The sequence below is a fragment of the Nostoc sp. UHCC 0251 genome (assembly GCF_034932245.1).
Taxonomy (GTDB): Bacteria; Cyanobacteriota; Cyanobacteriia; order Cyanobacteriales; family Nostocaceae; genus Nostoc.
Genome location: NZ_JAYGHD010000015.1, coordinates 1 through 26,987 on the forward strand (window position 1 = coordinate 1; position 26,987 = coordinate 26,987).

General features: G+C 42.7%; 19 protein-coding genes. 3 read left to right on the top strand and 16 right to left on the bottom strand.

Translation table 11 applies throughout. From position 1 onward, the window contains the following. Window positions 1-126 precede the first annotated feature (126 nt). The 13 genes from VB740_RS03440 to VB740_RS03500 all read right to left on the bottom strand — a co-directional run bounded on the left by VB740_RS03440 (window position 127) and on the right by VB740_RS03500 (window position 17,770). Window positions 127-1,431, bottom strand: coding sequence for a glycosyltransferase family 4 protein (locus VB740_RS03440; protein ID WP_323198678.1), 1,305 nt, complete (start codon window positions 1,429-1,431; stop codon window positions 127-129). Next, window positions 1,424-2,194, bottom strand: a complete 771-nt coding sequence (locus VB740_RS03445) for a class I SAM-dependent methyltransferase (RefSeq protein ID WP_323198679.1) — start codon at window positions 2,192-2,194, stop codon at window positions 1,424-1,426. The genes VB740_RS03440 and VB740_RS03445 overlap by 8 nt, the downstream gene beginning before the upstream one ends. A gap of 94 nt (window positions 2,195-2,288) precedes the next feature. Further along, window positions 2,289-3,599 carry a glycosyltransferase family 2 protein gene (locus tag VB740_RS03450; protein ID WP_323198680.1) on the bottom strand — a complete coding sequence of 437 codons (1,311 nt, stop codon included), beginning with the start codon at window positions 3,597-3,599 and terminating at the stop codon, window positions 2,289-2,291. Next, on the bottom strand, window positions 3,596-4,867 hold the full coding sequence (locus VB740_RS03455) for a glycosyltransferase family 2 protein (RefSeq protein ID WP_323198681.1): 1,272 nt from the start codon (window positions 4,865-4,867) through the stop codon (window positions 3,596-3,598). The genes VB740_RS03450 and VB740_RS03455 overlap by 4 nt, the downstream gene beginning before the upstream one ends. A gap of 21 nt (window positions 4,868-4,888) precedes the next feature. Next, window positions 4,889-6,628 (bottom strand): ABC transporter ATP-binding protein, encoded by a 1,740-nt coding sequence (locus VB740_RS03460; RefSeq protein ID WP_323198682.1) that lies wholly within the window; start codon window positions 6,626-6,628, stop codon window positions 4,889-4,891. A 96-nt stretch (window positions 6,629-6,724) separates the two neighbouring features. Beyond that, a complete protein-coding gene (locus VB740_RS03465; RefSeq protein ID WP_323198683.1) occupies window positions 6,725-8,089 on the bottom strand; it encodes a glycosyltransferase family 2 protein in 1,365 nt (454 codons plus the stop codon). Window positions 8,090-8,650: 561 nt separating this feature from the next. Next, entirely contained in the window at window positions 8,651-9,856 is a 1,206-nt protein-coding gene (gene coaBC, locus VB740_RS03470; RefSeq protein WP_323198684.1) for a bifunctional phosphopantothenoylcysteine decarboxylase/phosphopantothenate--cysteine ligase CoaBC, read from the bottom strand. A gap of 96 nt (window positions 9,857-9,952) precedes the next feature. Continuing rightward, window positions 9,953-10,165, bottom strand: coding sequence for a DUF2555 domain-containing protein (locus VB740_RS03475; RefSeq protein WP_100897932.1), 213 nt, complete (start codon window positions 10,163-10,165; stop codon window positions 9,953-9,955). Window positions 10,166-10,319: 154 nt separating this feature from the next. After that, window positions 10,320-10,940 (bottom strand): alpha/beta hydrolase, encoded by a 621-nt coding sequence (locus VB740_RS03480; RefSeq protein ID WP_323198711.1) that lies wholly within the window; start codon window positions 10,938-10,940, stop codon window positions 10,320-10,322. A gap of 74 nt (window positions 10,941-11,014) precedes the next feature. Beyond that, window positions 11,015-11,254, bottom strand: coding sequence for a LemA family protein (locus VB740_RS36725; protein WP_416289138.1), 240 nt, complete (start codon window positions 11,252-11,254; stop codon window positions 11,015-11,017). Next, entirely contained in the window at window positions 11,161-15,135 is a 3,975-nt protein-coding gene (locus tag VB740_RS03490; protein WP_323198685.1) for an ATP-binding protein, read from the bottom strand. The genes VB740_RS36725 and VB740_RS03490 overlap by 94 nt, the downstream gene beginning before the upstream one ends. A 370-nt stretch (window positions 15,136-15,505) precedes the next feature. Further along, on the bottom strand, window positions 15,506-16,432 hold the full coding sequence (locus tag VB740_RS03495) for a phosphodiester glycosidase family protein (RefSeq protein WP_323198686.1): 927 nt from the start codon (window positions 16,430-16,432) through the stop codon (window positions 15,506-15,508). A gap of 84 nt (window positions 16,433-16,516) precedes the next feature. Then, the gene (locus VB740_RS03500) at window positions 16,517-17,770 is read right to left on the bottom strand and encodes a DUF4912 domain-containing protein (protein ID WP_323198687.1); all 1,254 of its coding nucleotides are present in this window, start codon (window positions 17,768-17,770) and stop codon (window positions 16,517-16,519) included. Between the two features lie 1,008 nt (window positions 17,771-18,778). Here VB740_RS03500 and VB740_RS03505 point away from each other — a divergent pair. The 3 genes from VB740_RS03505 (at window position 18,779) to VB740_RS03515 (ending at window position 24,662) form a co-directional block, all read left to right on the top strand. Next, the gene (locus VB740_RS03505) at window positions 18,779-22,129 is read left to right on the top strand and encodes a PAS domain-containing protein (RefSeq protein WP_323198688.1); all 3,351 of its coding nucleotides are present in this window, start codon (window positions 18,779-18,781) and stop codon (window positions 22,127-22,129) included. Window positions 22,130-22,284: 155 nt separating this feature from the next. Continuing rightward, a complete protein-coding gene (locus tag VB740_RS03510) occupies window positions 22,285-24,174 on the top strand; it encodes a response regulator (protein WP_323198689.1) in 1,890 nt (629 codons plus the stop codon). Between the two features lie 104 nt (window positions 24,175-24,278). Continuing rightward, window positions 24,279-24,662: a nuclear transport factor 2 family protein gene (locus VB740_RS03515; RefSeq protein WP_323198690.1), complete on the top strand. Its 384-nt coding sequence runs from the start codon at window positions 24,279-24,281 to the stop codon at window positions 24,660-24,662. Window positions 24,663-24,780: 118 nt separating this feature from the next. On the opposite strand, the gene pyrR is transcribed toward VB740_RS03515, so the two are convergent. The 3 genes from pyrR to VB740_RS03530 form a co-directional block, all read right to left on the bottom strand. Further along, window positions 24,781-25,317: a bifunctional pyr operon transcriptional regulator/uracil phosphoribosyltransferase PyrR gene (pyrR, locus tag VB740_RS03520; RefSeq protein ID WP_323198691.1), complete on the bottom strand. Its 537-nt coding sequence runs from the start codon at window positions 25,315-25,317 to the stop codon at window positions 24,781-24,783. A gap of 97 nt (window positions 25,318-25,414) precedes the next feature. Further along, on the bottom strand, window positions 25,415-26,389 hold the full coding sequence (cbiB, locus tag VB740_RS03525) for an adenosylcobinamide-phosphate synthase CbiB (RefSeq protein WP_323198692.1): 975 nt from the start codon (window positions 26,387-26,389) through the stop codon (window positions 25,415-25,417). Window positions 26,390-26,486: 97 nt separating this feature from the next. Then, window positions 26,487-26,927 (bottom strand): Rrf2 family transcriptional regulator, encoded by a 441-nt coding sequence (locus tag VB740_RS03530; RefSeq protein ID WP_323198693.1) that lies wholly within the window; start codon window positions 26,925-26,927, stop codon window positions 26,487-26,489. Between the last annotated feature and the right edge of the window lie 60 nt (window positions 26,928-26,987).

Here is a 26,987-nt window from a genome sequence, read left to right on the forward strand (position 1 = left end):
CTGAATTAAAGTATGAATCTGGATGTAGAGACGTAGCACTGCTACGTCTCTACAAAGATTTTGGTATTATGCAAAATTATTAACTTACAAAATTACAGATTCAGTTCTAAGAGGTAAGACAGATTATCAACTGAACAAAAAGTCACGCAATTGCTTACCAATTGCCTCCAAAGAAAAGCACTCCACCACCCGACATCGGGCAAGCTTACCTAGTTCGCGCCCCCAAGCCTGGTTGTCTAAGATACGACCTAGAGCTAAAGCCAGTGCCATAGCATCGCCACGCGGCACTACCAACCCACCCGATGCCTCACCGCCCTCTAGGATATCAGGCACTCCGGGCGCGTCAGTCGCTACCACAGGTAAGCTACAGGACATGGCTTCGATAAGAGCTACGGGAAAGCCTTCGTGTCTGGAGGGGAGAGTATAAACATCAGCAGCCGACAGGTAACGTTGAATTGCAGTGCGATCGCGCACATATTCATCTACCCACAGCACCCCACGTAGTTGCATCTGGTCAATCAGTTGATGTAACTTGTCGGTATCGCTGCCTGTTCCTACAAGTAGCAACCACAAGTCTCTTTCAGGGCGATCGCTCAATACCTGTTTCCAAGCATCCAAGAGAATATCCAGACCCTTGCGGTGTATATCAATACGCCCGTGACACACTACCACCTGAGCATTAAGGGGGATATCCAACACCGTTCTAGCTTCACTACGATCTATAGCCTGCCAATTTATGACATCCAATGGGTTGAAAATCCGTGCCAGCTTTGCAGACGGGATGCCGTAGGAGGACTGCACTCGCTGCACCTCGGTTTGAGTAGCCACAATTAAACCAGCACAAAGTCCCACTGTCAGAGGACGCAAAGGACGTTCGCATCGTGATAGTTGAAAGTCACCTCCCTGGAAGGTTGCAAATACAGGCAAACCCACTAACTGTCCCAACAGTACGCAGACATCAAAACGAGCATATTCGTACTCTTGGCAGAGAATTGCTTGGCAACCCTCGCGCCGCAGTTCCCGCGCCAGTGTTACTGTAGGTGTCGCCAGGTAAGGTGATATGTCTTTGAGGATTGCTAGGAGGATGCGGCGGACACCGTGAATCTCTCCAATTGCTTCGTTGAGATTCCAAGCATAAGGATTGGGTATCTGACGCCGAGCAACGTGGTAGATTTTGGGAACAGGCAACACACAGATAGTAGCACCTGTAGGCTTGTGGGTATAGCGCATAGGTTCAGCAACACGACCAGAAATACAGAAAAGCACTGTCCGGACACCAGCTAGTTTTAAAGCACTGATGTAACCAAACATCCAGCCACCCGTCATCTCGTTGCAAAAAGCCTCAAACGAAACCCCAATGGTGTCTAAAAAGTCTTCGATTAAATCGCCCCAGTGTAGCAAAGCGATCGTCGATTGTAACTGGTTATTCATGCTTTTGCCAAACCGATGCGGTTTCTGTACCCTTTGAGTGTGCCTGGTGTAGGTAATAACTTAGCCATGTCAGAGGACTAAGCATTTTAGACAAAAATTGACGTTGGTAGTGAGATAAGTGTGAAAATGCAATATCATGACCGAGTACTGTGAGGGGATTGATAAACGTGGCATACTCCTGACAGGGTAAACTTATCAAAATCTGAAGTTCTGCCAAAGTATAGCCACGCCGGACATGACCCCATTCTGCCATAATTTCTGCCTCACTAGGACAGATGGATTTCATAAATTTGTAGTAGGGAAACCGCCAATTTTCATTGGGAGTACTAATCAAGAGAAAACCACCTGGTCGCAGTACTCGCAAAGCCTCTTTTGCTGCCTTTCGATCGTCTGGGACGTGTTCTAAAAGGTCGAACATTGTCACCGCGTCAAAGGAATTATTTTCAAAAGGTAAAGCAGTTGCATCCCTACAGACAAAGCATACCCGTTCTTGTTGGTTACAGGGAGCTTGAGAGTACTGGGGATTTAAGTCTAAGTTCGTAATTTGTGCTTGTGGATATAACAAGGCAGTTAAGCCACTTTGTCCACCACCTATTTCGAGAATTGCCTGCAATGGTTTATTGGGAGCAATGTCATGAATAGCACGCATCTTTTCCCGATAAAAAAAGCCTTGGGTGAGTGGTTCTGGGAAAGGGTTCTGGGCGAGAAACTTTTCTAAAGGTGCTTTATAAGCTGTATTTTGCTTGGGTGATAAAGTTAGCATAGTTAGAATTGGTAATTAATAAATGAGATTTTTAATTCTTTGTAAGTAAGCCGACACAATAAAACAAACCTGTGTAAATAAAAGTAAACAAAGCTCAAACTTTTTTCCTTTTGCTGCATGCCTTAGGACAACATATACGGTTATCGATGTAAAATTTGACTCCTGCTAAACATCCAGAAATTTCTGCTAAGAGGGAACTGTGCTTGGGTTGAAAGCCTGTTTTCAGTTCTTGTAAAAACCGCTGTTTATAGTAAATGGGCAAAGCTAAAAGGAGACGGCGGATATTGCCCCAGTGTTTGTATTTAGCAAACTGCACTAAAAGCGCTGCGACATGACCGCGCATATACTGGTATGCCTGGTGTTTTAAGCCATCAATGTCCCGGCGATGGTAGTGATAAATCACAGCGGTTGGTTCGTAGCGACAAAGCCAGCCTTCTGCAAGAATTCTGTACCAGAATTCGGAATCTTCGCTACATCCAGAAGCGCCTGCTCCTAAACATTCGTCAAAGTACCCTACCAGATCAAAAGCTTGGCGTCGAAATGCCATGTTGGCTCCAGCACCAATACGCCAAACCGGGACACCTCGAGATTTCATCTCGGCGAAGAACTGAGGATCAAAGGTAACGCTACGGTATCCCCAACCTGTACCTCCAGCACCTCTGTGGAAAATTAATTGTGCTTGTGTTTCTAGTTCTGCGGGTAGCATTAACCCGGTGACTGCGATGACTCTCGGGTCTTGAAAGCCTTGCTCCAATCGTACAATCCAATCAGGATGAACCACCACATCATCATCGGTAAAGGCAATTATGTCGCCGATACTATGGCAAATTCCAGTATTGCGAGCCACACTCAGCCCCGGACGTTGTTCTAAGACATATTGAATACCGGAGAATTGAGCAACTAGCTGGCGTGTAGCATCGGAATTTGGAACATTATCTACAACTATAATCTCCTGGGGAGGTGGGGATAAATTTTGCAGCGATCGCAAACATCTGGCCAATTCCTCTGGGCGATTCCGCGTACACACAACTACAGAAATTGAACCATTGACAGGCTCCGAACAGCATTTTTGAAGTTGCTTAAGGGGTTTTTCCAATGCCATCAGTGCGTGAAAGTCAACAGGCATATCCCGTGCAGGGTTTGGAGAAATTACTGGCAAAGGCGGTTTGAAACCTTGTGTAAATAGGCGATCGCCAACTGCTGGTACAATTGCTTGCAAAACTAAATTTACTAATTGCGTAGCTGGCATTGGCAATTGTGTTGCCAAAATCTCCTGATCGCCAAGGGGAATGCCGTGCCACCAAAAAACCGCATAAATCACCTGATATTCTGGTTCAACCGTAAGTGTGGGGATACCTAAACTCAAATCAATGTGCAGAATTTTCCAGGGAGCAAAGGTATTCATGAAAATTGCCTCCGAATATTCTCAACACGTTTTAAAGAGCGGGGATATTCTCCTAAAATTCCTAAGATTCCGCCCCAAAATTCCGCCAGAATCATGGTTGCCGGTAAAACATGATGACCCCTCAAACTATTTTTTAATTGCTTCAATTGATCCTTAAACCACCACCAGACAAGACGGCGTAATTGAGAACGTTGGGCAGGGTCACTTTGGTAAGATTTAACCACAAAAGCCATGAATCCTAATCCCCAAGTCCAATATTGGCGACGCAGTTGGGTATATTCCCGACGGTGCTGGTGAAACACCAAATATTTGGGTTCGTATACCAGTGGATAACCTGCTCGAATCACCCGATAAAAAATATCCAAATCCCCACCACCAGGCAGAGTTGCTCCTGTATCCAAAGCCTCATCAAAGCCGCCGATTTCTAATAAAATATTCCGGCGCAAACTCATATTGCAACCTGCTCCAAAGATTCCTGCTCCACAAGGGTGTAGCGGATTACCTGGCAAAATTTGACCGTAGCGAATCTTTTCAAAGCCGCGACGAAAGCCGCCTCTTTGTTCAAAGAGAATTTGAGCGTCTGTAACTAACTCGTAAGGCAGTACCAGTCCGGTAAAAACGGCAGCATCAGGATTTTCTGTCCATGCTTCCATCAAACCTTCTAGCCATTTTCGGTCTACAAGAACATCATCATCTAAGTAAGCCAGAAGCTCTCCCATTGCTGAATGTAAAGCACAATTTCGGGCAAAGTCTAAACCAGGTTTTGGTTCTCGAACATAACGGACTTTAGGGAATGAGGCTACTAGTTCTTTGGTGCGTTCATCACTAGGAGCATTATCAATTACCAAAATTTCCCATTCCCAGGTAGATGGTTGCAAATTTAGTAAAGACTGCAAGCACCGAGCTAAATTTTCTGGGCGGTCTTTGGTACAAATTGCCACGGTTAGAGAAGGCAAAGGTCTTTTAAAGAAGAGGCTCGCAGGGTTAGTGTCCCCGTGTTCCCGTATCCCCGCGTCTTCTTGTTGATGCTCTAAAGCCGTCAATTCTTCCCGAATACTCTCCTGAAGTAGTTTAACTCCTGCCTCTTCGGCGATCAATTGAGTTAGGTTTTCTGGCGTGATTTGACTACCTGCTGGTAGTGCTTTCATCAAAAAACCGATAGGCCGATCTTTGCGTCGCAAAATTAGAGCAATACCTGTATCTCTGTTTGAGAGGGATATGATAGGTAAAGGTTGTGTTACTTCGATTTCGATGATGCTATAGGACATAGTAAAGTTAAAGTTGTTTTCTCAATTGCTAGCATTGCGGTATTGCAAGTGATAAAGCTGGGCAAATAGTCCGTTGATCTTAAGTAACTGTTGAAGGTTACCCTGTTCCATCACCCGTCCCTCATCCAACACAACGATCTGATCTGCTTGTTCAATAGTAGATAGGCGATGGGCGATGACAATAACTGTACGATCTTGACTGAGGGTGTTTAGAGCATCTTGAATTAAGTGTTCGGCAATACTATCGAGAGCATTCGTCGCCTCATCCAAAATCAGAATCTCTGGGTTGCGGACAATAGCACGAGCTAAGGCTATGCGCTGTCTTTGTCCTCCTGAGAGGCGAATTCCGCGATCGCCTACCTTAGTGTCGTAACCTTGAGGTAGTTGACTAATAAATTCATGGGCATTGGCAAGTTTTGCAGCTGCGATAATTTCCTTTTTTGTCGCATCTAACCGACCATAGGCAATGTTTTCCAGCACGGTTGTACTAAACATGTAGATATCCTGACTGACAATGGCAATTTGATTACGCCAGTCAGTCAAATTCAATTCTCTTATGGGGAAATTGTCAATATAAATTTCCCCTGAGCTAGTATCATAAAATCGGCATATCAAGCCAATGATTGTGGATTTACCTGCTCCGGAAGGGCCTACTATAGCAGTGGTTTTACCTCTGGGAATACAAATTGAAATATCCTGAATTGCAAGTTTGTCCTGAGGATTGTAGCGAAACTCAACAGATTCAAAGTAAATTCCTTGCTCCAAACTTTTAAAAGGAATAGTACCAGAGTGAATATAAGGTTTATCAAAGGATTCTAAAAGGGACATTACTTCATCTACAGAACTACTTAAAGCCAGTAGACTGACACGAGAGCTATCTAATTGTTGTACCCGAGGTTGTAGGCGATAGAGGATAAATATAAAAGTTAGTAAATTAGGTAATGCATTCCGGTCTATCAACAGTGCAATCACGAGGATTAACATTAGTATCACTGCCGATAAAATTTCAGATATCGGTTGCACTATCCCTGATACAATATCAAGTTTAAAAAATGTATTGACTACCTTGTTTGATGCAGCATCAAAAAGCTCTTGTTCATAAGCTTCACGCCCAAAAGCTCTGATAACTTTCATCCCTGAATACCCTTCCCACATCCGTTTTGCCAGAGCAGAATTAGCCTCTACTGCTTGTTCTCCCAAATGTTTTACTTGACGTGTAACTAACCTGATCCCAAGAGAAACCAAAATTATTAAGACAGATACTAACAAAGTTAGTTGCCATGAAATCAATAGCAATATAATTGTATAAATAGCAACTGTACAGTTAGTAATGATGATCCCAATTAGGGTAGATAAAGCTTGACCAGTTCGCCAAGTTTCACTAGCCAGCGTGTTCATCAACTTGCTTGATTCATTCTTTTCTAAGAAGCTATAACTTAAAGTCAAAAATTGTTGGAAAATTCCCGATCGCAACCGATGTCCAATTCGTGCATTTAACCAAGCAAATAATATTGAATTACCATAAACCAAGCAGTTTTTAAAAATAATACTGCCTAAAATACAGAGAGTAATAATTATAAAACGGTTATTTGTTGAAACATGAATAAATATTCGATTGAGAAAATCTACAAAAAAATTGCTGTCTGTAACTGATGAACTTGTCTGAACCACACTTTGTAACAGCGGAATAAATAAGCTGATTCCCAGCCCTTCAAACAAAGATGATAGTATCCCTAAAATGACAATTATCGGTATTGCCATAGGATAATTTTTCAGTAAAGGCAATAGCCTTTTCATCAACTTTATTTCTTTTATTTGAAGTTTTTTAATCAAAATAATTTTAAGTAAGCCTAATTTTTATTTTTCTTTTAATTGAGTTGATTGCTCATTCAACTGCTTGAGAAACTGCAAAATTCGCAACCATTTTTGCAATTGAATTCTCTCGTATAATTCCACATATTGTTGCTGATCTTTGTTAGTTCTCCCAGTTTTATTGGGAATTTTAATCATACAATTTATATCTGATATTTTAGAAAATTTTTTATTTCTCATTTTGAAGGCTTTATACCAGTAGTCATGTTCAAGACCCATGAAATGCATAATTGGTTTACCTGCAATTTTTAAAATAAGTTTCATTAAAAAATGACGTTTAAATAATCTAACAATTTGAGTATAGTCTAATTTTATAGCTTTATATACCAAGACCACAGTATTCCAATAATCTCCACACTCCTGACTAGCTTCTAATAAGTAAATATAAAAATTGCTAGTAGATAAATTGTAGATATAAGTAGCAATTTCTGGATGTCTTGGTCGAAATTCTGCCATAACTAGATTGTAAGACCTTTCCATTGAAAGATAATTACGAGACATACTTCCTCTTACCTGACGGTAACCAATCAAGAATTCTCGTACTACCCTAAACTTATAATGTTCAGCAATACGCAGATAAAGTTCCCAATCTTCGCAACCTTGAGCATTATGTGCTTTAAGTTTGCAGTTGTAAAAGCCAACTTTTTTAAAACAAGATCGGCGGATCAGAGGTGCACTAGCATTGTTTATAAAGTTGGTGTAAAGTAGAGCAGGGTAAACCGTTCCCTCCACAGTAAGAAAATTTTTATAATATTCAATATCACTTATCCCAAAAATTAAATCATTTTCATCAATCCTCACTGACCAGGCGTAGACTAATCCTAGAGATTGGTCTCCTTCTAACATGTATTGCACTTGCTTTTCTAGTTTTTGGGGATACCAAATATCGTCGGCATCAATTGGTGCTATATATTCACCGCTAGACTTTTCAATTGCTAAATTGCGAGCAGCGGCTACCCCTGCATTTTTTTGTTCCAATAGAATGACACGACTGTCTTTCTCAACAAAAGATTTTACGATTTCAGCAGTTCTGTCTTCGGAACCGTCATCAACAACTAATACTTCAATATTTATGTACGTTTGAGTGAGTATAGAATTCAATGTCCGTTCAATAAAAGTATCAGCATTGTAGGCCGGTACAATAACAGAGACTAAAGGGGATTCTTTTGTCATGTTGTTAAGTGACGCTATAACCGAATAAATCAAGATTTTGTGTAACCATTCATATCTCTCCTCAAGTAGCAAGGCTGTTTCCTTTCTTAAAAGGCGCTCATTTACAAGCGTTTCAAGCCAAAAAATCAGGTGACTAAAAAATCTGATTGGGTAAGAAAATGGCGATGCCTTCGGCAAGGCTTTGCCAACGCACTTAAATTTACTGGTTGAAGTCGTAGTTTTGCTTTTTTCTACTCAAGCAAATTCTGACTCATACTCTTGACAAAATCTCTAAGATATCGAATGAGATAGCCCTGCCTCAATTAGGGATGGGAAAAACGCTCGAAATGAGAGGAGGTAATATTCCCTTATCACCTAAAGTAATAACCTGAGCGATGTAAGCCCAAAGGTCAATTTATCTCAATCGACAAGTTTCACTTATGCTTAAAAGTGAGCTAATTCTTGCCCTTTAGATTGTGATAAAAGTTGTTTCGCTCTCTACGATCGAACAGTACGCACGGCAGATGATTCTATAGACCATTGAAGCTGTTCAATCTGGCATTTTAGCTCCTTTGTCAGAACCTTTGCAGTTCCCTGCCACTGATGCACATCTTCAAAGTACATAACTGTAATCGGATATTTTTTACATCAATTCCAAATTACATTAAATGATGTAATTTAAAATGTCAACACATCAGCAAGACGCACAAAGAAATTTTTGTGTCTTGGCGCGGTATTAGGGATTAGGGAACTTGTTGGTCAAAATAGGACAAAATCAAATAAATGATGGGCCATTTCTAATTTAGAACAAGGTGCGATCGCTACTTGCCGTCCTTGATTATCTAAAAATATCGCTTGATTATTATCACTCCCAAAACCACTATCAGGTTGATCGATGGGATTGGCAACAATAACATTGAGTTTTTTACTCTGTAACTTTTCTAATGCAGGCTTGACAATATCCCCGGTTTGTGCTGCAAATCCAATTAATATCTGATGCGGCTGTTTATGTTGTGCTAATTGGGCGACTATATCCGTTACTGGTTCGAGAGGTAAGTTTTGGGGGAGCGATCGCTTGGGTAATTTCTCTGTACTATAATCTCGTGGCTTCACATCTGCAACGGCTGCTGACATGACAATTACATCAGCGTTGGGTAAATATTTGAGCATGGCGTGCTGCATTTGCTCGGCACTAATAACGGGAATCCCTTGCACTCCTAATGGTACATCCCAATTGGCTGGGCCATATACTAGAGTGACGTTTGCGCCTCGGTGAAGTGCCGCTTGTGCTAAAGCTAATCCCATTTTACCTGTGGAAGGATTGCCGATAAACCTCACTGGGTCAAGATACTCTCGCGTTCCCCCAGCACTAATTAACACTCGTTTACCTACTAAATCTCGTTTGCCTTGAGTGTGTAACAACGATTGGATGTGAGCCAAAATTTCTGGAGGTTCTGCTAATCTACCAGCACCGATGCGATCACACGCTAATAAACCCGATCCTGTATTCATCCCATGATATCGGCTATCTATCAATAGCTGTTGCCAATTTCGCTGCACTGATAGCTGTTCCCACATATCCGTATTCATTGCGGGTGCTAACAGCACGGGACAAGTAGAAGCTAGCACGGTATTTGTAAGTAAATTATCTGCCATCCCGTAGGCTAGCTTTGCTAATGTATTAGCTGTCAAGGGCGCAATTAACATGACATCTGCCCATTCACCCAACTCAATATGCAACGGACGAGAGTGAGTTGGTTTCCAGAAATCATCATCTGTGTAGGCGGGATGACGAGATAGGGTGGCTATTGTTAGAGGCGTGATAAATTCTTGTGCTGAACGGGTGAGGATAACTCGGATTTCCACCCCAGTTTTAAACAGCGTCGAAACCAATTCACAGATTTTGTAGGCGGCGATACCGCCACCTACACCAATTAGAACTTTGTTCGATTTTGGATTAGTCATGGTAAAAAGTTGGGAGTAAGTAGGAATTTAGGAGCAAGTAGTTACGAATATTAATTTCCAACTCCTAACTCCTAACCCCTAACTCCTAACTCTCAACTATGCTTCATCGTAGGGTTCCAAGTCTAAGAGATAGATATAGGGTTCAACTAACTCTGGACGCTGAAATGCGATCGCTCGCAATAAATGCCAATCATTTAAACCCTCAAAAGCATTACTATAATTATCTAGCTCGAGACGTGTAGCCAGTTCTTCTACTTCTGCCACAGTCATGGCAGCAATTTCTTTCCTGGAAATGCTTAGAGTTGTCATAATGCTTGCCCCTCCCTTATGCAGAACTCGCCTTCAGCATGGGTTAAGTTGCGCCCAACGCAGCCACCCTATATATATTACTCATTAGAGGTCATTAATTTCGTGAAAATTGTCAGAATTTGTACCATAATTTATAAAAAATTCGTAATTCTGACTAGCCAATTACATTTACAACAAAATTCCGTAGCACCTCTAACGTTTGTGGATTTATTTCATGCCCCATGTCAAATTCATGGTATTCTACCGCCACTTTTAGAGACTTTAGAGTTTCTCGTGCCTTCAAAGCAGCTTGTAGTGGGACAACTTCATCATATCTCCCGTGGCTGATTAAAGTCGGCGGAATCCCTTTTTGATCTGCCGCTACTGCATCAGGATGTAAATACCCACTCATGACAGCTAAACCTGCTAGGGGCAATTTTGAGCCGACATCTAAAGTCATTGCTCCACCTTGAGAAAATCCACTTAAAATGGTACGTGACAAAGGTACGCCAGTGGTACTTTCTAAAGATTGCAAAAAATCTATTAGCAGTTGCCGACTTTCTGCCAATCCTTGATACATATTCTCCACCCGTAAGTCATACCATGCCTTCCCTACAGGGGAATAGGGATAAGGAAAAGGTGCGTTGGGTAATACAAACTGATAATCAGGCAAGTTGAGCAAGGGTAACAAAGATGCTACATCCTCAGCATTAGCTCCCCAACCATGCAAAGTGACAATTAAGCCTGCGGGGGATTGATAAGTTTCAGGGGGAACGGTAATAAATTGTAAAGACAGAGGTTTACTCCTAAAATTTTATTTTTCTAAATAGATCCTATCTCTTCAAGCAGACTTATTATCCAGCAATGGTTTCAGAAATTCCGTGCGTTTGCCCGCACCAATAAAGAGACTAACTCTTTTTCTTGTTTGGCATAAGCTTGTGTCACATTCACAAGGTTGGGGATTAAATCGGCACGTCGCTGGAGTTGATTTTCTAACCCTCTTTCCCCCTGCCCACTCAGCCATTCGCATTTCTGCCAATCAAAGTTGCAATTGCCTTGACTAACTCCTCTGGTTCGACGGGTTTGGACATATGCTTTTGAAACCCTGATTCGAGTGCTTGCTGCTGGTTGATTTCTCCGGCATAAGCAGTTAAAGCGATCGCCGGAATCTGTTTAGCTTGCAATGCCTGCAATGCTTTAACTTGGCGCATCAGCATATAGCCATCTGTCTCTGGCATCCCAATATCACTGAGCATAATATCTGGTTCTGACTCTATCAATGCTTGCAGTGCTTCTTTGGCTGATGCCACAGCAGTCACCATTGCTCCAGCCTGCTCTAACACAAATTTATGGAATTCACGGGTATCATCGTCATCGTCCACAACTAAGATTTGGATACCTGCAAGAATTTCATCTGTAGGAGAAGCATTTAAGACAGTAATTATCTTTTGCTTTGGGGTTAAATCTTTTTTGATAAGCGGTAGCCTAGTCGTGAAAGTAGCTCCTTGCTCTTCACCTAAACTTTCTACCCAAATCGTGCCACCATGTAATTCTATGAGATGACGGACAATTGCTAATCCTAACCCCAAGCCACCAAACTTTCGGGTTGTCGTACTATCAGCCTGACGAAAATATTCAAACACATAAGGGAGAAATTCAGGGCTGATCCCCTTACCTGTGTCATTGACGGTAATCTGAGCATGAGTATCAATGCGTTCCAGTTGAATATTAATTTTTCCTCCTTCAGGAGTGAATTTAACGGCATTCGATAACAGATTCCAGAACACTTGTTGTAAACGGCCGGAATCACCCAAAACTTGCTCTAAAGAAGCATCCAGCATCGTCTGAATTTGAATATCTTTAGCCTCTGCTGCTAAACGCACTGTTTCCAATGCTGCCTCAATCACCAGCACTAGGTTGACTGGAAACATGTTGAGGTTGAGCTTGCCTTGTAAGATGCGAGAGACATCGAGCAAATCTTCAATTAGTTGAGCTTGTAATTGAGCATTCCGCTCGATGGTTGCAATTGCTTTTTTCAACGCTATTGAATCAAACTCACGGGTTTGCAAGAGTCTCGCCCAACCGAGAATGGGATTAAGAGGCGATCGCAACTCATGGGAAAGCACCGCCAGAAACTCATCCTTAATGCGGTTGGCTGTTTCGGCTTCAGTTCTGGCAGCTTTCTCAAGTTGCAGGAGGCGATCGCGTTCGGCTTCTGCACTCTTGCGATCGTTGATGTCTGTAACAAAAATGCTTACTCCAAAAGCATTGGGGTAGACGCGATTCTCAAACCAGCGCTGCCAAGCAGGATAAAAGAATTCAAACTGAACAACGGTTTGTTGTGCAAATGCCCGCTGAACCTGAGTATAAAACTCGCTTTTGAACACATCTGGAAACACTTCCCAAATGATCCTACCTAGCAACTCTTCCTTTTGGATGCCAACAACTTCTGCTACCTGGTCATTGACAAAGGTATAACGCCACTCTCGATCTAATACAAAAAACTGGTCTTGGATGCCAGCTAAGACAGTCTCTAAGTGTGCTTTCGCCACCTCAGCTTCAATCCGCAGAGATTGCTCCCGTTGCATTGCCTCCTGTCGGAGACGAGCCATTTTTAGAGCTGCCTCTACCCGCGCCAGTAATTCACGGGCAGAGAACGGTTTAATTAAGTAATCATCGGCTCCCGCTTCTAACCCTTCCACTCGTGCCTCTTCCCCTGCCCGTGCCGACAACAGGATAATTGGAACTTTTCTCGTCTGCGGATCAGCTCGTAATTCTTGCAGCAGTCCAAAGCCATCCAATCCAGGCATCATTACATCTGTCAGTACCAAGTCTGGAACACGCGCACGAGCAGAATCCAAAGCAGCTAAACCGTCCGGCACTGATTCCACCTCATACTGCTGACTTAACAGCCGTTTGACGTAATCGCGCATGTCTGAATTATCGTCAGCCAGGAGAATCCGGGGGATAGGGGAGGCAGGGGAGGCAGGGGGAGCAGGGGAGGCAGAGGGAGCAGGGGAGGCAGAGGAGGCAGAGGGAGCAGGGGAGGCAGAGGGAGCAGGGGAGGTAGAGGGAGCAGGGGAAGAATCTATATAGATGTAGTCTTCTTGAAGAATTTCTTCTCCCCCTGCTTCTCTTCTCCCTCTGCTCCCTCTGCTCTCTTCGGGTAGCCAACGCAGGGCTTCTTCTACATAGGGCGTTGCACCTAATGCGGTTGAAGCTAAAGTTCGAGGGGCACTAATCCGGTCTGGAGGCAAGTGAGCAAATCCTGTTGGAATTAATACAGTAAAGCAACTGCCTGCTCCTAAAACACTGGTTACTTGGACTGTTCCGCCATGCATTTGCACTAATTCTTGCACCAGCGACAATCCAATTCCTGACCCTTCAAAAGTACGTCCTTGCGCCCCTTTGATGCGGTGGAATCGTTCAAAAAGGTGGGGGATTTCTTCTGGTGGGATACCAATTCCTGTGTCTTTTACTGCGAACTCAATATGGTCATTTGCCCACTGCAAGCTGACTGTAATTTCTCCAGCCATCGTGAACTTGAATGCATTTGAGAGCAGGTTAAGAACAATCTTTTCCCACATTTCTCGATCTACATACACTGGTGCTGGAAGAGAAGGACAATTGACTAATAACTGCATCCCTGCCCGTTCTATCGCTGAACGAAATACACTAGCTAGTTCTGCGGTGAAGATGGCAAGGTTGGTGGGTTCGTATGAGGCTTGAACCCGTCCGGCTTCAATGCGCGAAAAGTCTAGCAGACTGTTAACCAGTTTCAGTAGGCGGAGTCCGTTGCGTTGCACCATTTCTAACTGCTCTAGTTCCTTGGCTGGAAGCAGAGTGGCACAATTGGCTAAGGTTTCCTCTAATGGCCCCAACATCAGGGTAAGTGGGGTGCGGAACTCGTGGCTGACGTTGCTGAAAAAGACGGTTTTAGCGCGATCAATTTCTGCCAAGGCTTCAGCGCGTTTGCGTTCTTCTTCGTAAGCTTGGGCGTTAGCGATGCTGGCTGCAATTTGAGCCGCAACTAAATCGATGAATCCTCTATAATTATCGTCGAATAGCCTAAAGGGATTTAAACCAGCAATTAATATACCAGCTTTTCCGGTTTGACCGGATGGTGCAATCGGTACAGCGATCGCTTGATGGGGCGATCGCTGCCAAACACCACAAGGTAAGCTACTAAAAGACGCTCCCAAATCGGAAATCAGTTTTGCCTGATGCGTTTTGATCACTTCCGCAAAGGGCCAAACGCAATCAGAATTAAGAGCCACTGTTTCAGGAACTGCTACATGGTTTTGCCCAATGCGGCACGTTCCAGCTAGAAAAAGTTGCTCTTGATCTGGATCAACCAGATAAATCATGGCGAAAGGCAGGTCGTAAGGGTTGCTCTCTAGACAACTCGCACTCAGTGTACAGGCTTCATCGAATGTCCGTGCGTCTGCCGTCCTAGCCGCTAGTTCACGCAAGAGTGCCAACTGACGCTCACCAATGATGCGCTGCGTGTCCTCTATGTTGGCGCAGATAATCCCACCTGTGTCACCTTGATCGTTAGGAACTGGGCTATATGAAAAAGTGTAATAGGTTTCCTCCGGGTAGCCAAAGCGCTCCATAATTAGTAGCAGCGCTTCGTCGTAAGTGCCCTCGTTCTTCAGCATTGCTGATTCTGCTCTAGGCCCAACCTGATCCCATATTTCCTGCCACACGTAGGAAGCTGGCTGCCCAAGGGCTTCTGGATGTTTGCCGCCAATAATAGCCTTGTAAGCGTCATTATAAAGATTTATCAGTTCCTCGCCCCACCAAACAAACATGGGTTGACGGCAAGTCAGCATAATCCGCACGGCAGTCTTCAAACTCTGTGGCCACTGCTGTGTTGGGCCAAGGGATGTTTTTGACCAGTCTTGTTCTCGCATCCGCGCACCCATTTCACCTCCACCGAGAAGGAAATTTACGTCGGCGTTGCTTGCTGACGTTGACTCGTTTTTCATTGATTCCTCTCGATTGGTCATGCGTCGATTACAGGCTACATCTGTGGTCGTCTTTTGGTCAAGATCCCCTCTAAATTTTACACTTACCCCCTTAGACAGTCATATGGGAGGATATTCCAGGGCATATACAGCGTGAAATCCCAACTTTACGGTGACTTTTTAAAGCATAAAGATCGACTTTTAAGGGCAAGCAAGTTGTTGATGTCACCTTTATCTTAGGATTTCCAGAAATTAAATTATCCAATTTTTAGAGCGAAGACGATGATCTGATTCTTCCTCCCCTGCTCCCCCTACTCCCTCTGCTCCCTCTGCTTACACAGCGATGGGACATTTTTTAATTGGAAGTACCTTAATATTTTCTTTTGCCTCTTCATTTTTTGTAAATCAAAAAAACTGAACCTATCGGCCCAAAGTTTTCTACATAAGTTTTCTGGTTATAATACAATCCTGGAGACATACCTCCATCAAATAATATCCCTTCTTGAATCTTACCTAAACAGTTATCGCTAGCAATACCTTCTAGAACATTATCAAACATATCTGGCAGTAACTCTTGATTAACTTGAGATACTTCAATATCTGAATTAGCTTTCAAGTCATTAACTAATAAGATTACATATCCTTGATTAGTAATAGCTGCTAGAGAGCGATTAGTAGCACTTTTACAGGCAAATTCTCCTAAATCCTGACAAATATCTTTAAATTTACCCTGACGATAGAATCTGCCATTACCGCCCACTAAATTGTAATTGAGAATATCACTTTTTCTTCTACCAGCTTGGATAGTAGCCTGTCGCTGGTTAGGTCTACCTCCTGATATCCCAAAAGAAGAACGTTTATTCTTAAATGCTCCTGAATACTCGATGCCACGAGAAACATTTAAGCCTTGTGGTTTATCATCAGTATCTATATAGTCGGCATTAATTGCGGCAATGGGTAGCTGTCCATTTAATTTGGCATTCTCATCACTGATCAGTTCACGAAACTGTTTTGGTACATATTCTTTACGCAGTTTTCCTCTAGCATCTTTGGCGTAGAGTTTATGAGATAGACCAACATTAACTTTGAAATCTAATTCTGCTGATTTGGGATTAAAAATAATTACATTGTTAATACCTTTCTGATTTTTTTTACCTTGATTATTGGTTTTAAAAAAATCAATACTGAACTTAGCATTTTTACCAGGGCAAGTTTTAGATGCTTTTGGGGCTGAATTTGCTTCAATCTCTTGACAACCTGGTAATAAGCTTGCACCAATGATCAAGATAAATAACAAAAATAATTTTTTTGTAGACATAATAATGCAAAAAAACCGCTACAGAATTACTATAGCGGGGAATAATTTAAAATTTCAGTCTGGAGTTAATCTGAGAACCAAAACTTAAGAAAACCACTCTACAACAGCTTCTTCTTTGGTATTGGTATTTCGGGATGGTGTCTCACGGTTAAATTTCATCTGAATTGACCGGGTTTGCTCACCATCAGCAGCTACAGCCAAAATCGGATAGTCAATTAAACCATCCTGGAAGGACATTTGGAAGCGGAATGTTCCATCTGGATTTAGCTGAATTGGACGACCGCCAATGGTTACGGTAGCATCTGGTTCGGTCGCACCGTAAACTATCAACTCAGCATCAGCAATTAACCAGAACTGGCGCGGACGCATTGGTACGGCGGAAGCTGAGAAGCCAGCACCTGACATTCCTGCACCGGAAGCGGTTAAGCCTGACATGGTAGGAACTGCCCACATACCCACACCAGATGGGAAAACATAGGAGCTAATGGGTTGCACTGCACCTGCTGCTTGGTGCTGGGAACCGAAGATAGAACCAGCAACCCGTAGTGATTCGGCAGATTCGGCTAAACCAAAGATTTGGTCGTAGATGGGGTTGCCATTACCATTGACAACAGCATTGCCATTGGCGGTAGCTGCAATCTTCTTGGCAGGGGGAACTAGTTCGTATTGAGTCTTACCACGCAAATCTTCTTCAAAGTTGACAGTGATGAAGACATCTTCAATCCAGTCAGAAGGATAAACGGGAGGAATGTGTACTCTAGCAGAACGAGCGAGTACCAACCAGCGGCCATCAGCAGCACGATAGCCGATATCGATTACATAATCGCGATCGCTAACTGGAACTGGTAGATACCATTCTCTAGCTAGTTCATCAGCAGGATATTCTTGAATGCTGTGGGGGCTTTGGAATTCGATATTTATGTCGGTGACATCATAAATCCGTAGTGCGAGTTGTTGTCCGCCTTGCCTACGCAGTTCCTCTTTGTGCTCATTGGGAATATCCCAGTAAGTGTAAGCCCACTGAGGATCGCGTGGTAAGAGGACAATCCGGCTTTCACCATAGCCAGAAGGTAAATCTGCGAGTCCTTCATCAACATCAGCCAAAGATCCACCAGTACGATCTTCCTGACCTAATTCAAACTTTGCAGCTTCCACGGTTTCCTGTGCCTCCAATGAACGAGATGGACTAAGTAAAGTTTTACTGCGCTGGACTTCTTGAATTGATGCCAGTAATTGTGACTTACGCATTCGGCTATAGCGAGAGATGCTATATTCGCTAGCAACTTTGCGTAGTTGGCGTAAGGTCATCTCCTCTAGTGGCGGGCGTTCTTTTGCCATTAATTTGGCCTCCAGTAGTTTAAGCGGTAAATGATTTCCCCTGGTTAAAGAATGCTATTTAAAATGTCATCCACTCCAGATGAATTTCTTATTCCTGACTCCTGGTTTTGCCCAGTTTTTAAGTTTTTTAGTCTGTTTTTAAATTGGGGTCACTTCCTTGCAATTCCTTCGTTATGCCAAAATCAGCATTTCTTTGGGATCGGGGAAGTTCTATTTGTTAAGTCAATATTAACCACTAAGCATATGTAGGGATCAAGGGGTAACAACTAGGTTTTTTGCCTGTTTCACGAATTTACAAGCCCTTCTGGGATCGAACTGTCATGAAACCATGACAATGTAGCTAGCTTAGATATTGAGCCACCGCAATAATGTCAAAATTCCATGACATTAAGTTTTGAATTAGTCAAAAACCCGAATCTACAAAGAAAAGAGCAGGATTTAAAGGGGTTGGGTGTAAAAAATTGAACCCACTACTATAGGGCTTCTGTTTTGAGTTCAATACAGACCTAATCCCCAGCCCCTTAAGAGCTAGCGTTGGGGAGTAAGATTCCATTTTTCTCTTTTAAAGACAGAGGCGGAGTGTATTGCATACAAACGGAAAGCGCGATCGCTATGATTCAGTTAACATCCTGACTTTTCACGTCATGTGGAAAAGCCCACGAAAACCTAACCCCCTAGCCCCCTTCCCGCATCGGGAAGGGCAGGAAAATTCAAAGTCTCTCTCCTAGAAGGAGAGAGGTTTTCCAGATACCGTGAAAAGTCAGAGTTAACATCCTCCCAGTAATCCGAAAAAGGGCAATTTATCTCAGTACCAAGAAAAAATAGTATGATATTTTACTCATGGGCTATTGGGCTGGGAAGAATAATATTTTTGATGTTTCTCTACAAATTAAGTCTCTGTCCATAAAACTAATTAATTAGATTGTAGGGTTGAAATTTTTTTGCAATCCAAAATCAAATATTTAAAATTCGCACAGTCCTTGCTTAATCACAAAGAACAAGAGACAAATGACTAACCTGATTCTAGTTGTAGAAGACGACGATTTAATGCGATCGCATCTGTGTGAGCAATTAACAGAAGCAGGATATGAGGTGGTAGAAGCGAGTAATGGGTTAGAGGCGATCGCGACCTATACTCATCTGCACCCAGATATAGTACTTTTGGATGCCATGATGCCAGTGATGGATGGGTTTAGTTGCTGTGCTCAACTGCAAGCACTCCCCGATGGCAAGAATACACCAGTGTTAGTGATTATGGATTTTGATGATCAGACATCCGTAGAGAAAGCTTTTGCTGTGGGTGCAACTGATTTTATTACCAAGCCGATTCAATGGCCAATATTACGTCAAAGATTGCGTCGGCTTTTAGAAGCTGATCGTGCCATGCAAGAATTACGACAGCAAACTGCACAGGCACAATTGCGAGAAGCCCAACTCAGGATGGCATTAGACGCGGCTGGCATAGTCATCTGGAATTGGGATCTGCTGACAAACAAAATTACTTGGTCAGATAATCTAGAAGCGCTTTTTGGCTTAGAGAAAGGGACTTTCAACTACACCTATGAAGCTTTTATTAGCTGTATTCATCCCCACGATCGCGCTTTCGTTAGGCGATCGCATCAGCAAGCTATTCAGGATCGAGTCAAATATGACATCGAATTTCGAGTTGTTTTACCCGATGGGAGAATTCGTGTTTTAGCAAGCAAAGGAGTTGTCTTTGGGGATGCGTCTGGGATGGCTGTGCAGATGTCTGGGGTATATATGGACATCACCAAGCGCCAGCAAGCGGAAGAAGCGCTAGAAATTCATGCTAACCAGCAAGCAATGGTGGCAGAACTAAGTCAAATGGCCCTAGCTAGTACAGACTTGACTACACTGATGAAATCATGTGTGACAATGGTTGCCCAATGTCTAAAAGTTCAGTCTTGCAAAATTTTGGAACTACTACCAGACGATCAGAGATTGCTGCTACGCGCCGGAGTAGGTTGGCAACCTGGACTTGTGGGAAAGGCAACCGTTAGCGCGGGTATCAATTCTCAAGCTGGTTATACCCTGCTTTCCCAGGAACCGGTGATTGTTAATGATCTGAGCGCCGAAACACGATTCAATGGGCCACCACTGCTACATGAGCATCAAGTGGTGAGCGGCATTAGCGTGGTAATTCATGGCAAAGAACGTCCTTTTGGTGTATTCGGGGCACACACAACCAGACACCACACCTTCACCAAAGATGACATTTATTTTCTCCAAGCTGTTGCCAATGTTCTCGCTACAGCTATTGAGCGCCAACGGGTGGAAGACGCACTCAAAGAAAGCGAAGAACGCTACCAGTTAGCCGTGCAGGGTAATAATGATGGCATTTGGGACTGGAACGTTAAAAATGATCAAGTATTTTTCTCAACTCGCTGGAAGGAAATGCTTGGTTACAAAGAACATGAGATTTCCAATCAGTTAGACGAATGGGCAACACGGGTGCATCCAGATGATATTGGATTTGTCAGACAAGCGATCGCCGATCACTTTGCTAAAATTACCCCGTTTTTTATCAGCGAACATCGAGTCCGGTGTAAAGATGACACCTACAAATGGGTCTTGGATCGCGGTCAGGCAGTATGGGATGAAGATGGCAATGTAGTGCGAATGACAAGTTGCTATACAGATATTACTGAGCGCAAACTAGCAGAAGAACAACTGCGTCAGAGCGAAGAACGTTTCCAAATAGTCGCCCATGCTACCCATGATCTTTTATGGGACTGGGATTTGCTGACCAATGAGGTGTGGTGGAATCAAGCTTTACAAAGCCTTTTTGGTTACTCGAAAGAGCAAATAACATTCACTGCTCATTGGTGGAGTGAACATATACATCCAGACGACAGGCAGAGAATCGCCTCCCAAGCGTGGGCATTAATCAATAGCGGTGAAAAATTTTGGCTAAATCAATACCGTTTTCGCCGCAGCGATGGTTCTTATGCCTATGTCTTCGATCGCGGTTATGTCGTTCATGATCAAACAGGCAAACCAGTGCGGATGATGGGCGCGATGATGGATATTACCGAACAGCAAGAGGTGCTACGTGAACGCAATCGGGCGCAAGCAGAATTAGAACGCCAAAATATGCGATCGCAACTGTTTGCTAATATCACCCTGAAAATTCGTCAGTCTTTACAAATCGATGAAATTCTTCAAACCAGCGTCACAGAGGTGCAAAAGTTAGTGCTTGCCGACCGTGTATTAATCTTGCGCCTCCAGCCAACTGGCTCTTTTCTCGCCGTTCAAGAGGCAGTAGTTCCCGGTTTGCCCGTTGTTCTGGGGCAGCAAATTATCGACCCTTGCTTTCGCAACGATTACATCGAGCGGTACCGCCAAGGGCAAGTTAGTTCCATTAGCAACATCAAGGAAGCTGATATCCAAACTTGCCATGTCGAATTGCTGCAACGATTCGCCGTTAAAGCCAACCTTGTAGTTCCAATTTTCCTGAAAAATCAACTATGGGGGCTACTAATTGCCCACCAGTGCGCTCATCCCCGCCAGTGGACTAACTGGGAAGTTGAACTTTTGCAACAGTTGGCAGATCAAATAGGCATTGCCTTAGCTCAGAGCCTAATCCTAGAACAAGAAACTCGGCAGCAGCAAGAACTCACCCGTTCCAATGAAGAACTGAAACAATTTGCATTTATCGCCTCCCACGATTTGCAAGAGCCGCTGCGTAAGATTAAAAACTTTGGTGATCGGCTCAAAACAACCTGTGACGACACGTTAACCGAACAGGGGCGTGACTATTTAGAACGAATGCAGAATGCTGCATCCAGAATGCAGACATTAATTGAAGACTTGTTAACACTCTCACGAGTTACTACCAGATCACAACCTTTTGTATCAGTAAATCTCACAAAGATTGCCCAAGAGGTATTGTTTGATTTAGAACTTTATGTGCAGCAAACTGGAGGAAGTGTACAAATAGGAGAGTTACCCACCATTGAAGCTGATCCTTTACAGATGCGGCAATTGCTGCAAAACCTGATCGGTAATGCTCTCAAATTCCACCGCCCACAGATACCACCTGTGATCAAAATCTATAGTAAACTTTTAAGCAATCAAGCAGATAACATGTTTGACAATTCTAAACTTTGTCAAATCATCGTAGAAGATAATGGTATTGGTTTTGAAGAAAAATATCTTGATCGCATTTTCAATGTTTTTCAACGTTTGCATAGTAGCATTGAATACGAAGGTACTGGCATAGGTTTAGCTATCTGCCGAAAAATTATTGAGCGTCATCATGGAAATATCACAGCCCAAAGCAAACCTGGGCAAGGAGCAAAATTTATAATCATATTGTCAATTAATTCCCATTCTTGATTTTTATTCCTGGAAAGGGTTAAACAATTCGCAATTCGCAATTCGCAATTCGCAATGACGCTCGCGGACTCGCTACCGCTACGCTAACGCAATTACGTTAGCCAAATACTGGTTTGAAATTGTGAAACTGCCACACTCATCAGTGGGAAATAAATATGGACAACAGCCTTATCAAAGTTCTGTTCATTGATGATGACGAAGATGACTATATTTTGACTCGTTATTGGTTGAGTGAATTTCAGATAGCAAACTGCGAGCTGGAATGGGTGAACAATTATGAAGCAGCAAGAAATGCGATCGCTCGCTACCAACATGACATTTATCTTGTAGACTACCGTTTGGGACCAGACAATGGGCTGGAACTTTTACGCGAAGCAATTGCCAACGGCTGTTCTTCTCCGATAATTTTGCTGACTGGTCAGGGCGATTGGGAAATAGATATCGAAGCGATGAAAGCCGGAGCCGCAGATTATCTTGAAAAAAGCCAGTTAACTGCACCTTTATTAGAGCGTTCTATCCTTTATGCCATTGAGCGCAAACAAACAGAACAGAAAATCCGCGAACAAGCCGCTTTACTAGATGTTGCCACCGATGCAATTTTTGTGTGTGATTTAGACAATAAAATTTTGTTTTGGAACAAAGCTGCCCAGAGCCTGTACAGTTGGAAAAAAGAAGAAGCTATCAATCAGAAGACACAAGTTCTCTGGCAAGAAAAACATGTGTCTCAAGTTGAAAAAGCACTCAGTACTATGATGAAACATGGCTCTTGGGAGGGCGAGTTACATCAAAAAACAAAATCAGGTAAAGAAATTATTGTTGAAAGTCGTTGGACGCTGGTGCATGAATTTGGTAATAAAGCACAATCTATTCTTATTGTTAACACTGACATAACACAAAAAAAACAACTGGAAGCACAATTTCTCCGCGCCCAGCGATTGGAAAGTATTGGCACCTTAGCCAGTGGTATCGCCCACGACCTGAATAATATTCTTGCCCCGATTTTGATGACAGCCCAACTGTTCGAGGCACAAGCCCATGATGAGCGTTCTCAGCGACTATTGCAAATATTGATTACAAATGCTAAACGTGGGGCTAATTTAGTTAAGCAAGTATTATCTTTTACTCGCGGAATTGAGGGCGATCATACAATATTGCAATTAAAGCATTTAATCATAGAAATTCAACAAATTATTAGAGAAACTTTTCCCAAATCCATTGAAGTTTCCACTCAAGTTTCGCAAAATCTTTGGACTGTATACGGCGATGCTACCCAATTGCATCAAGTACTGATGAATCTGTGTCTCAATGCTCGTGATGCTATGCCAAATGGTGGAACTTTAAAAATATTTGCGGAAAATCTCTTAATTGATGAAAATTACGCCAAAATGCATATTGATGCTAAAGTTGGTCATCACATTGTTATTACTGTTAGTGATAGCGGAATTGGTATTCAAACAGAAATATTAGATCGGATATTTGAGCCATTTTTTACTACTAAAGAACACGGTAAAGGTACTGGTCTTGGGCTTTCTACAGTACTAGGCATTATTAAAAGCCACGGCGGTTTTATAGACGTAGTAAGCGTTCAGGGAAAAGGCACTCAATTTAAGGTGTATTTGCCAGCACAAGAGGTAGCGGAAACTATAGAAGAACAAGAACAGGAATTACCTTCTGGGCAAGGAGAATTAATTTTAGTTGTAGATGACGAAGCTGCTATTCGAGATGTGACAAAAACATCTTTAGAAAGTCATAACTACAAAGCAATCACAGCTAGTGATGGCATTGAAGCAATAGCCTTATATGCAGAACATCGAGATGAGATATCTCTTGTATTAACTGATATGATTATGCCATCTATGGATGGGATAACTACTATCCGTACCCTGCGAAAAATTAACCCAAATATCAAAATCATTGCCGTCAGCGGACTGACTTCGGCTGATAAAGTTAATACAGCTTATGACATGGGTATCAAAGCCTTTTTATCCAAGCCTTATACGGCTAGCCAATTATTGCAAACTATTAGCACAGTCAAAAATAGTTAGTAGTTGGGCATTGGGTATTGGTAATTACTAATTTGTTAAACTTGAGAGTTATAATTTAGAAGCTCCTAACCCATAATTCCTAATTTTTAAATATTTGATTAACTATGACTAAGGATGAAGTATTAGCGACTAATGCAACTTTTTATCGAGCTTTTGAAAGAAAAGATATTGAGACCATGAGTGCAGTATGGTCACAAGGAACTGGTAGTTTTTGTATTCATCCTGGAAGTAATATACTGCGAGGTTGGAAGGAGATTCGCACCTCTTGGGAGCAGATATTTAAAAACACTGCTTATATCGAAATAAACACAGATATAATTACTACAGAACTAACTGATAATATTGCTTACATTGTGCTGAGGGAAAATGTGTTCCAAGTAGTAAGTGGCAGAAGGCTGGAAGCACAATCAACAGCTACAAATGTATTTCATTTTCTTGGCGGAAAGTGGTATTTAGTACATCATCACGGCAGTCCAATTTTGCGGTGAGGGAGTCGGAGAGTGCGGATAAAGGAACAGAGGGGGAGGAGGGGGGCAGGGGAAGCAGAGGAAGCAGGGGAGGCAGGGGGAGCAGGGGGAAAAATGACCAATGACCAATGACCAATGACTAATGACTAATCAACTCCACCGCATCTCGTCCATCGCAATTTTGTAAGTAAACTTTGACAATTTCTTCTTTAGCAGTAGGCAACTTCTTGCCAATAAAATCTGGGTGAATTGGTAATTCTCGATGACCTCTGTCTACCAATACAGCTAAACGAATCACCTCTGGTCTACCGTAATCGTTGACTGCATTCAAAGCAGCGCGAATTGTCCGTCCTTTGAAAATCACATCATCCACAAGTACAACCGTTTTTCCGGTAAGGTCAAAAGGAATTTCGCTTTTCGTTGGAGTCCGCAATCCAATTTTGTCGAGGTCATCTCGATAAAACGTAATGTCCAAAGCGCCTACTGACACACTTACACCTTCCAGCGTCTCAATTTGACGCGCTAATAACTCGGCTAATAACGCACCTCTGGTATAAATGCCAAGAAGCACTAGTTGAGACAAGTCACGCGTCCTTTCCACAATTTGAGAGGCAAGGCGAGTCAAGGTACGACGGATTTCTTCGGATGAGAGAATTTCAACTACTTTGGCAGACATAGCTATAGAATGATACCCCTGAGTGATGAATCATATTAGAGATTTGGGGAGTAGGGAGTGGGGAGTGGCGAATATGAAAATTTTAATCACTTACTCCCTACTCCCTGTTTGAAAATATTAAGAATATAGCGATCGCTATCCCTAACCATAGCAAAAAACAATATCGAGTCAGCTGCAAAGCGTTCTGAATAGAAGTTGCAGTAATCGGATAAATAGCATCTCCTAGCAGTGGTTTGTACTTAGCTACCCCACGATACCAATTTGTACCCCCCATCTGCACACCCAAAAAAGCAGCATAGGCGCACTCACTCCAGCCAGAATTCGGGCTAGGATCTTTAATTGCATCGCGGCGACAAATCCGCCAAAGGTGCATCGGTTTACCCGATAACAGTGCCAGAGTCATGACTGTTAATCGGCAAGGTAGCCAAGTTAAACAATCTTCCAACCGCGCACAGAACCATCCCAAATAAGTATAAGGTGCTTCCCGGTAGCCTACCATCGAATCAAGGGTACTGCTAGCTTTGTATGCTAAAGCTAAGGGAGTTGGCCCCACAACTGGCACAAAAACACCAACAATTGCATAGAAAAGCGGAGCCATTACCCCATCGGTGGCATTTTCTGCAACCGTTTCTAAAACGGCTCGTGAAATTTCTGCTTGTGACAGGTTTTGTGTATCTCGACCAACGTAATTACTTAAAATCTTACGAGCCTTCTCTAAATCTCCCACTGTTAAAGGTTGTAAAACAGCCAGCGCTGCTGTTCGCAAACTTTTGCCGGCAAAACAACTAGCTAAAAGAATGCTATCTATGGCAATTCCCAACAACGGATGAACCCATTTAGCACTTTGAATAATCAAAAAGCCAACAAGGCCACTACCAATTATTAGGATAATACCTAGTACAATTCCAGCTAGCCGTTGTGTTAGAGAATTTTTACACAATTGAAGAAAAAATTTGCTCAGACGAGAAATTACCCACCCCATAACTTGCACTGGATGAGGCCAATTCCAAGGATCGCCAATTAAGTAATCTAATAGTGCAGCAATTATTAAAATATAGATGCTATTGGTCATAAGTTACGAGTCAAGGGTCAACAAGAGCCAGTCAGTCATGTGTAGGGGTTCCCTGCGTTAAGGTTCAATATTTTGACTATTGACTATTGACTATTGACTAAACCACAAAACTAGCTTCTTCTCCAAGAGAAGCTTGCCAGCTACGAGCATCATAATAAAGGTCTGCTAAAGTAATACTGTACAAAGCTTCTTTGAGCTTTTGGTTGAGTCTCTGCCAGAGGCTAAATGTTACCCAATCTTCAGCTTGTGCAGGAGCTGGGGTGTAATGAGGTAAATGGCTAGTCTCGCCAACTGCTTCTAAAATTTCTCCTATAGATATTTGTGCAGGCTCTCTTGCCAATTGGTATCCGCCGATGCTACCACGAATTGATTTAACTATTGACGCACGACGCATTTCTATTAGTAGTTTTTCAAGGTAAGGAGCTGGAATATCTTGGCGTTTAGCGATCGCTCTCACAGATGCAGGTCCATATTTTGGCTGTAAACTCAAATCTAGCAACGCCTTCACACTGTAATGTCCTCTAGTAGTTAGTTTCATTTTGGCAGGCTTTGTTGTTTGTCCTCTGTCATTTGTAAATAACCAATACTTCTCTAATGA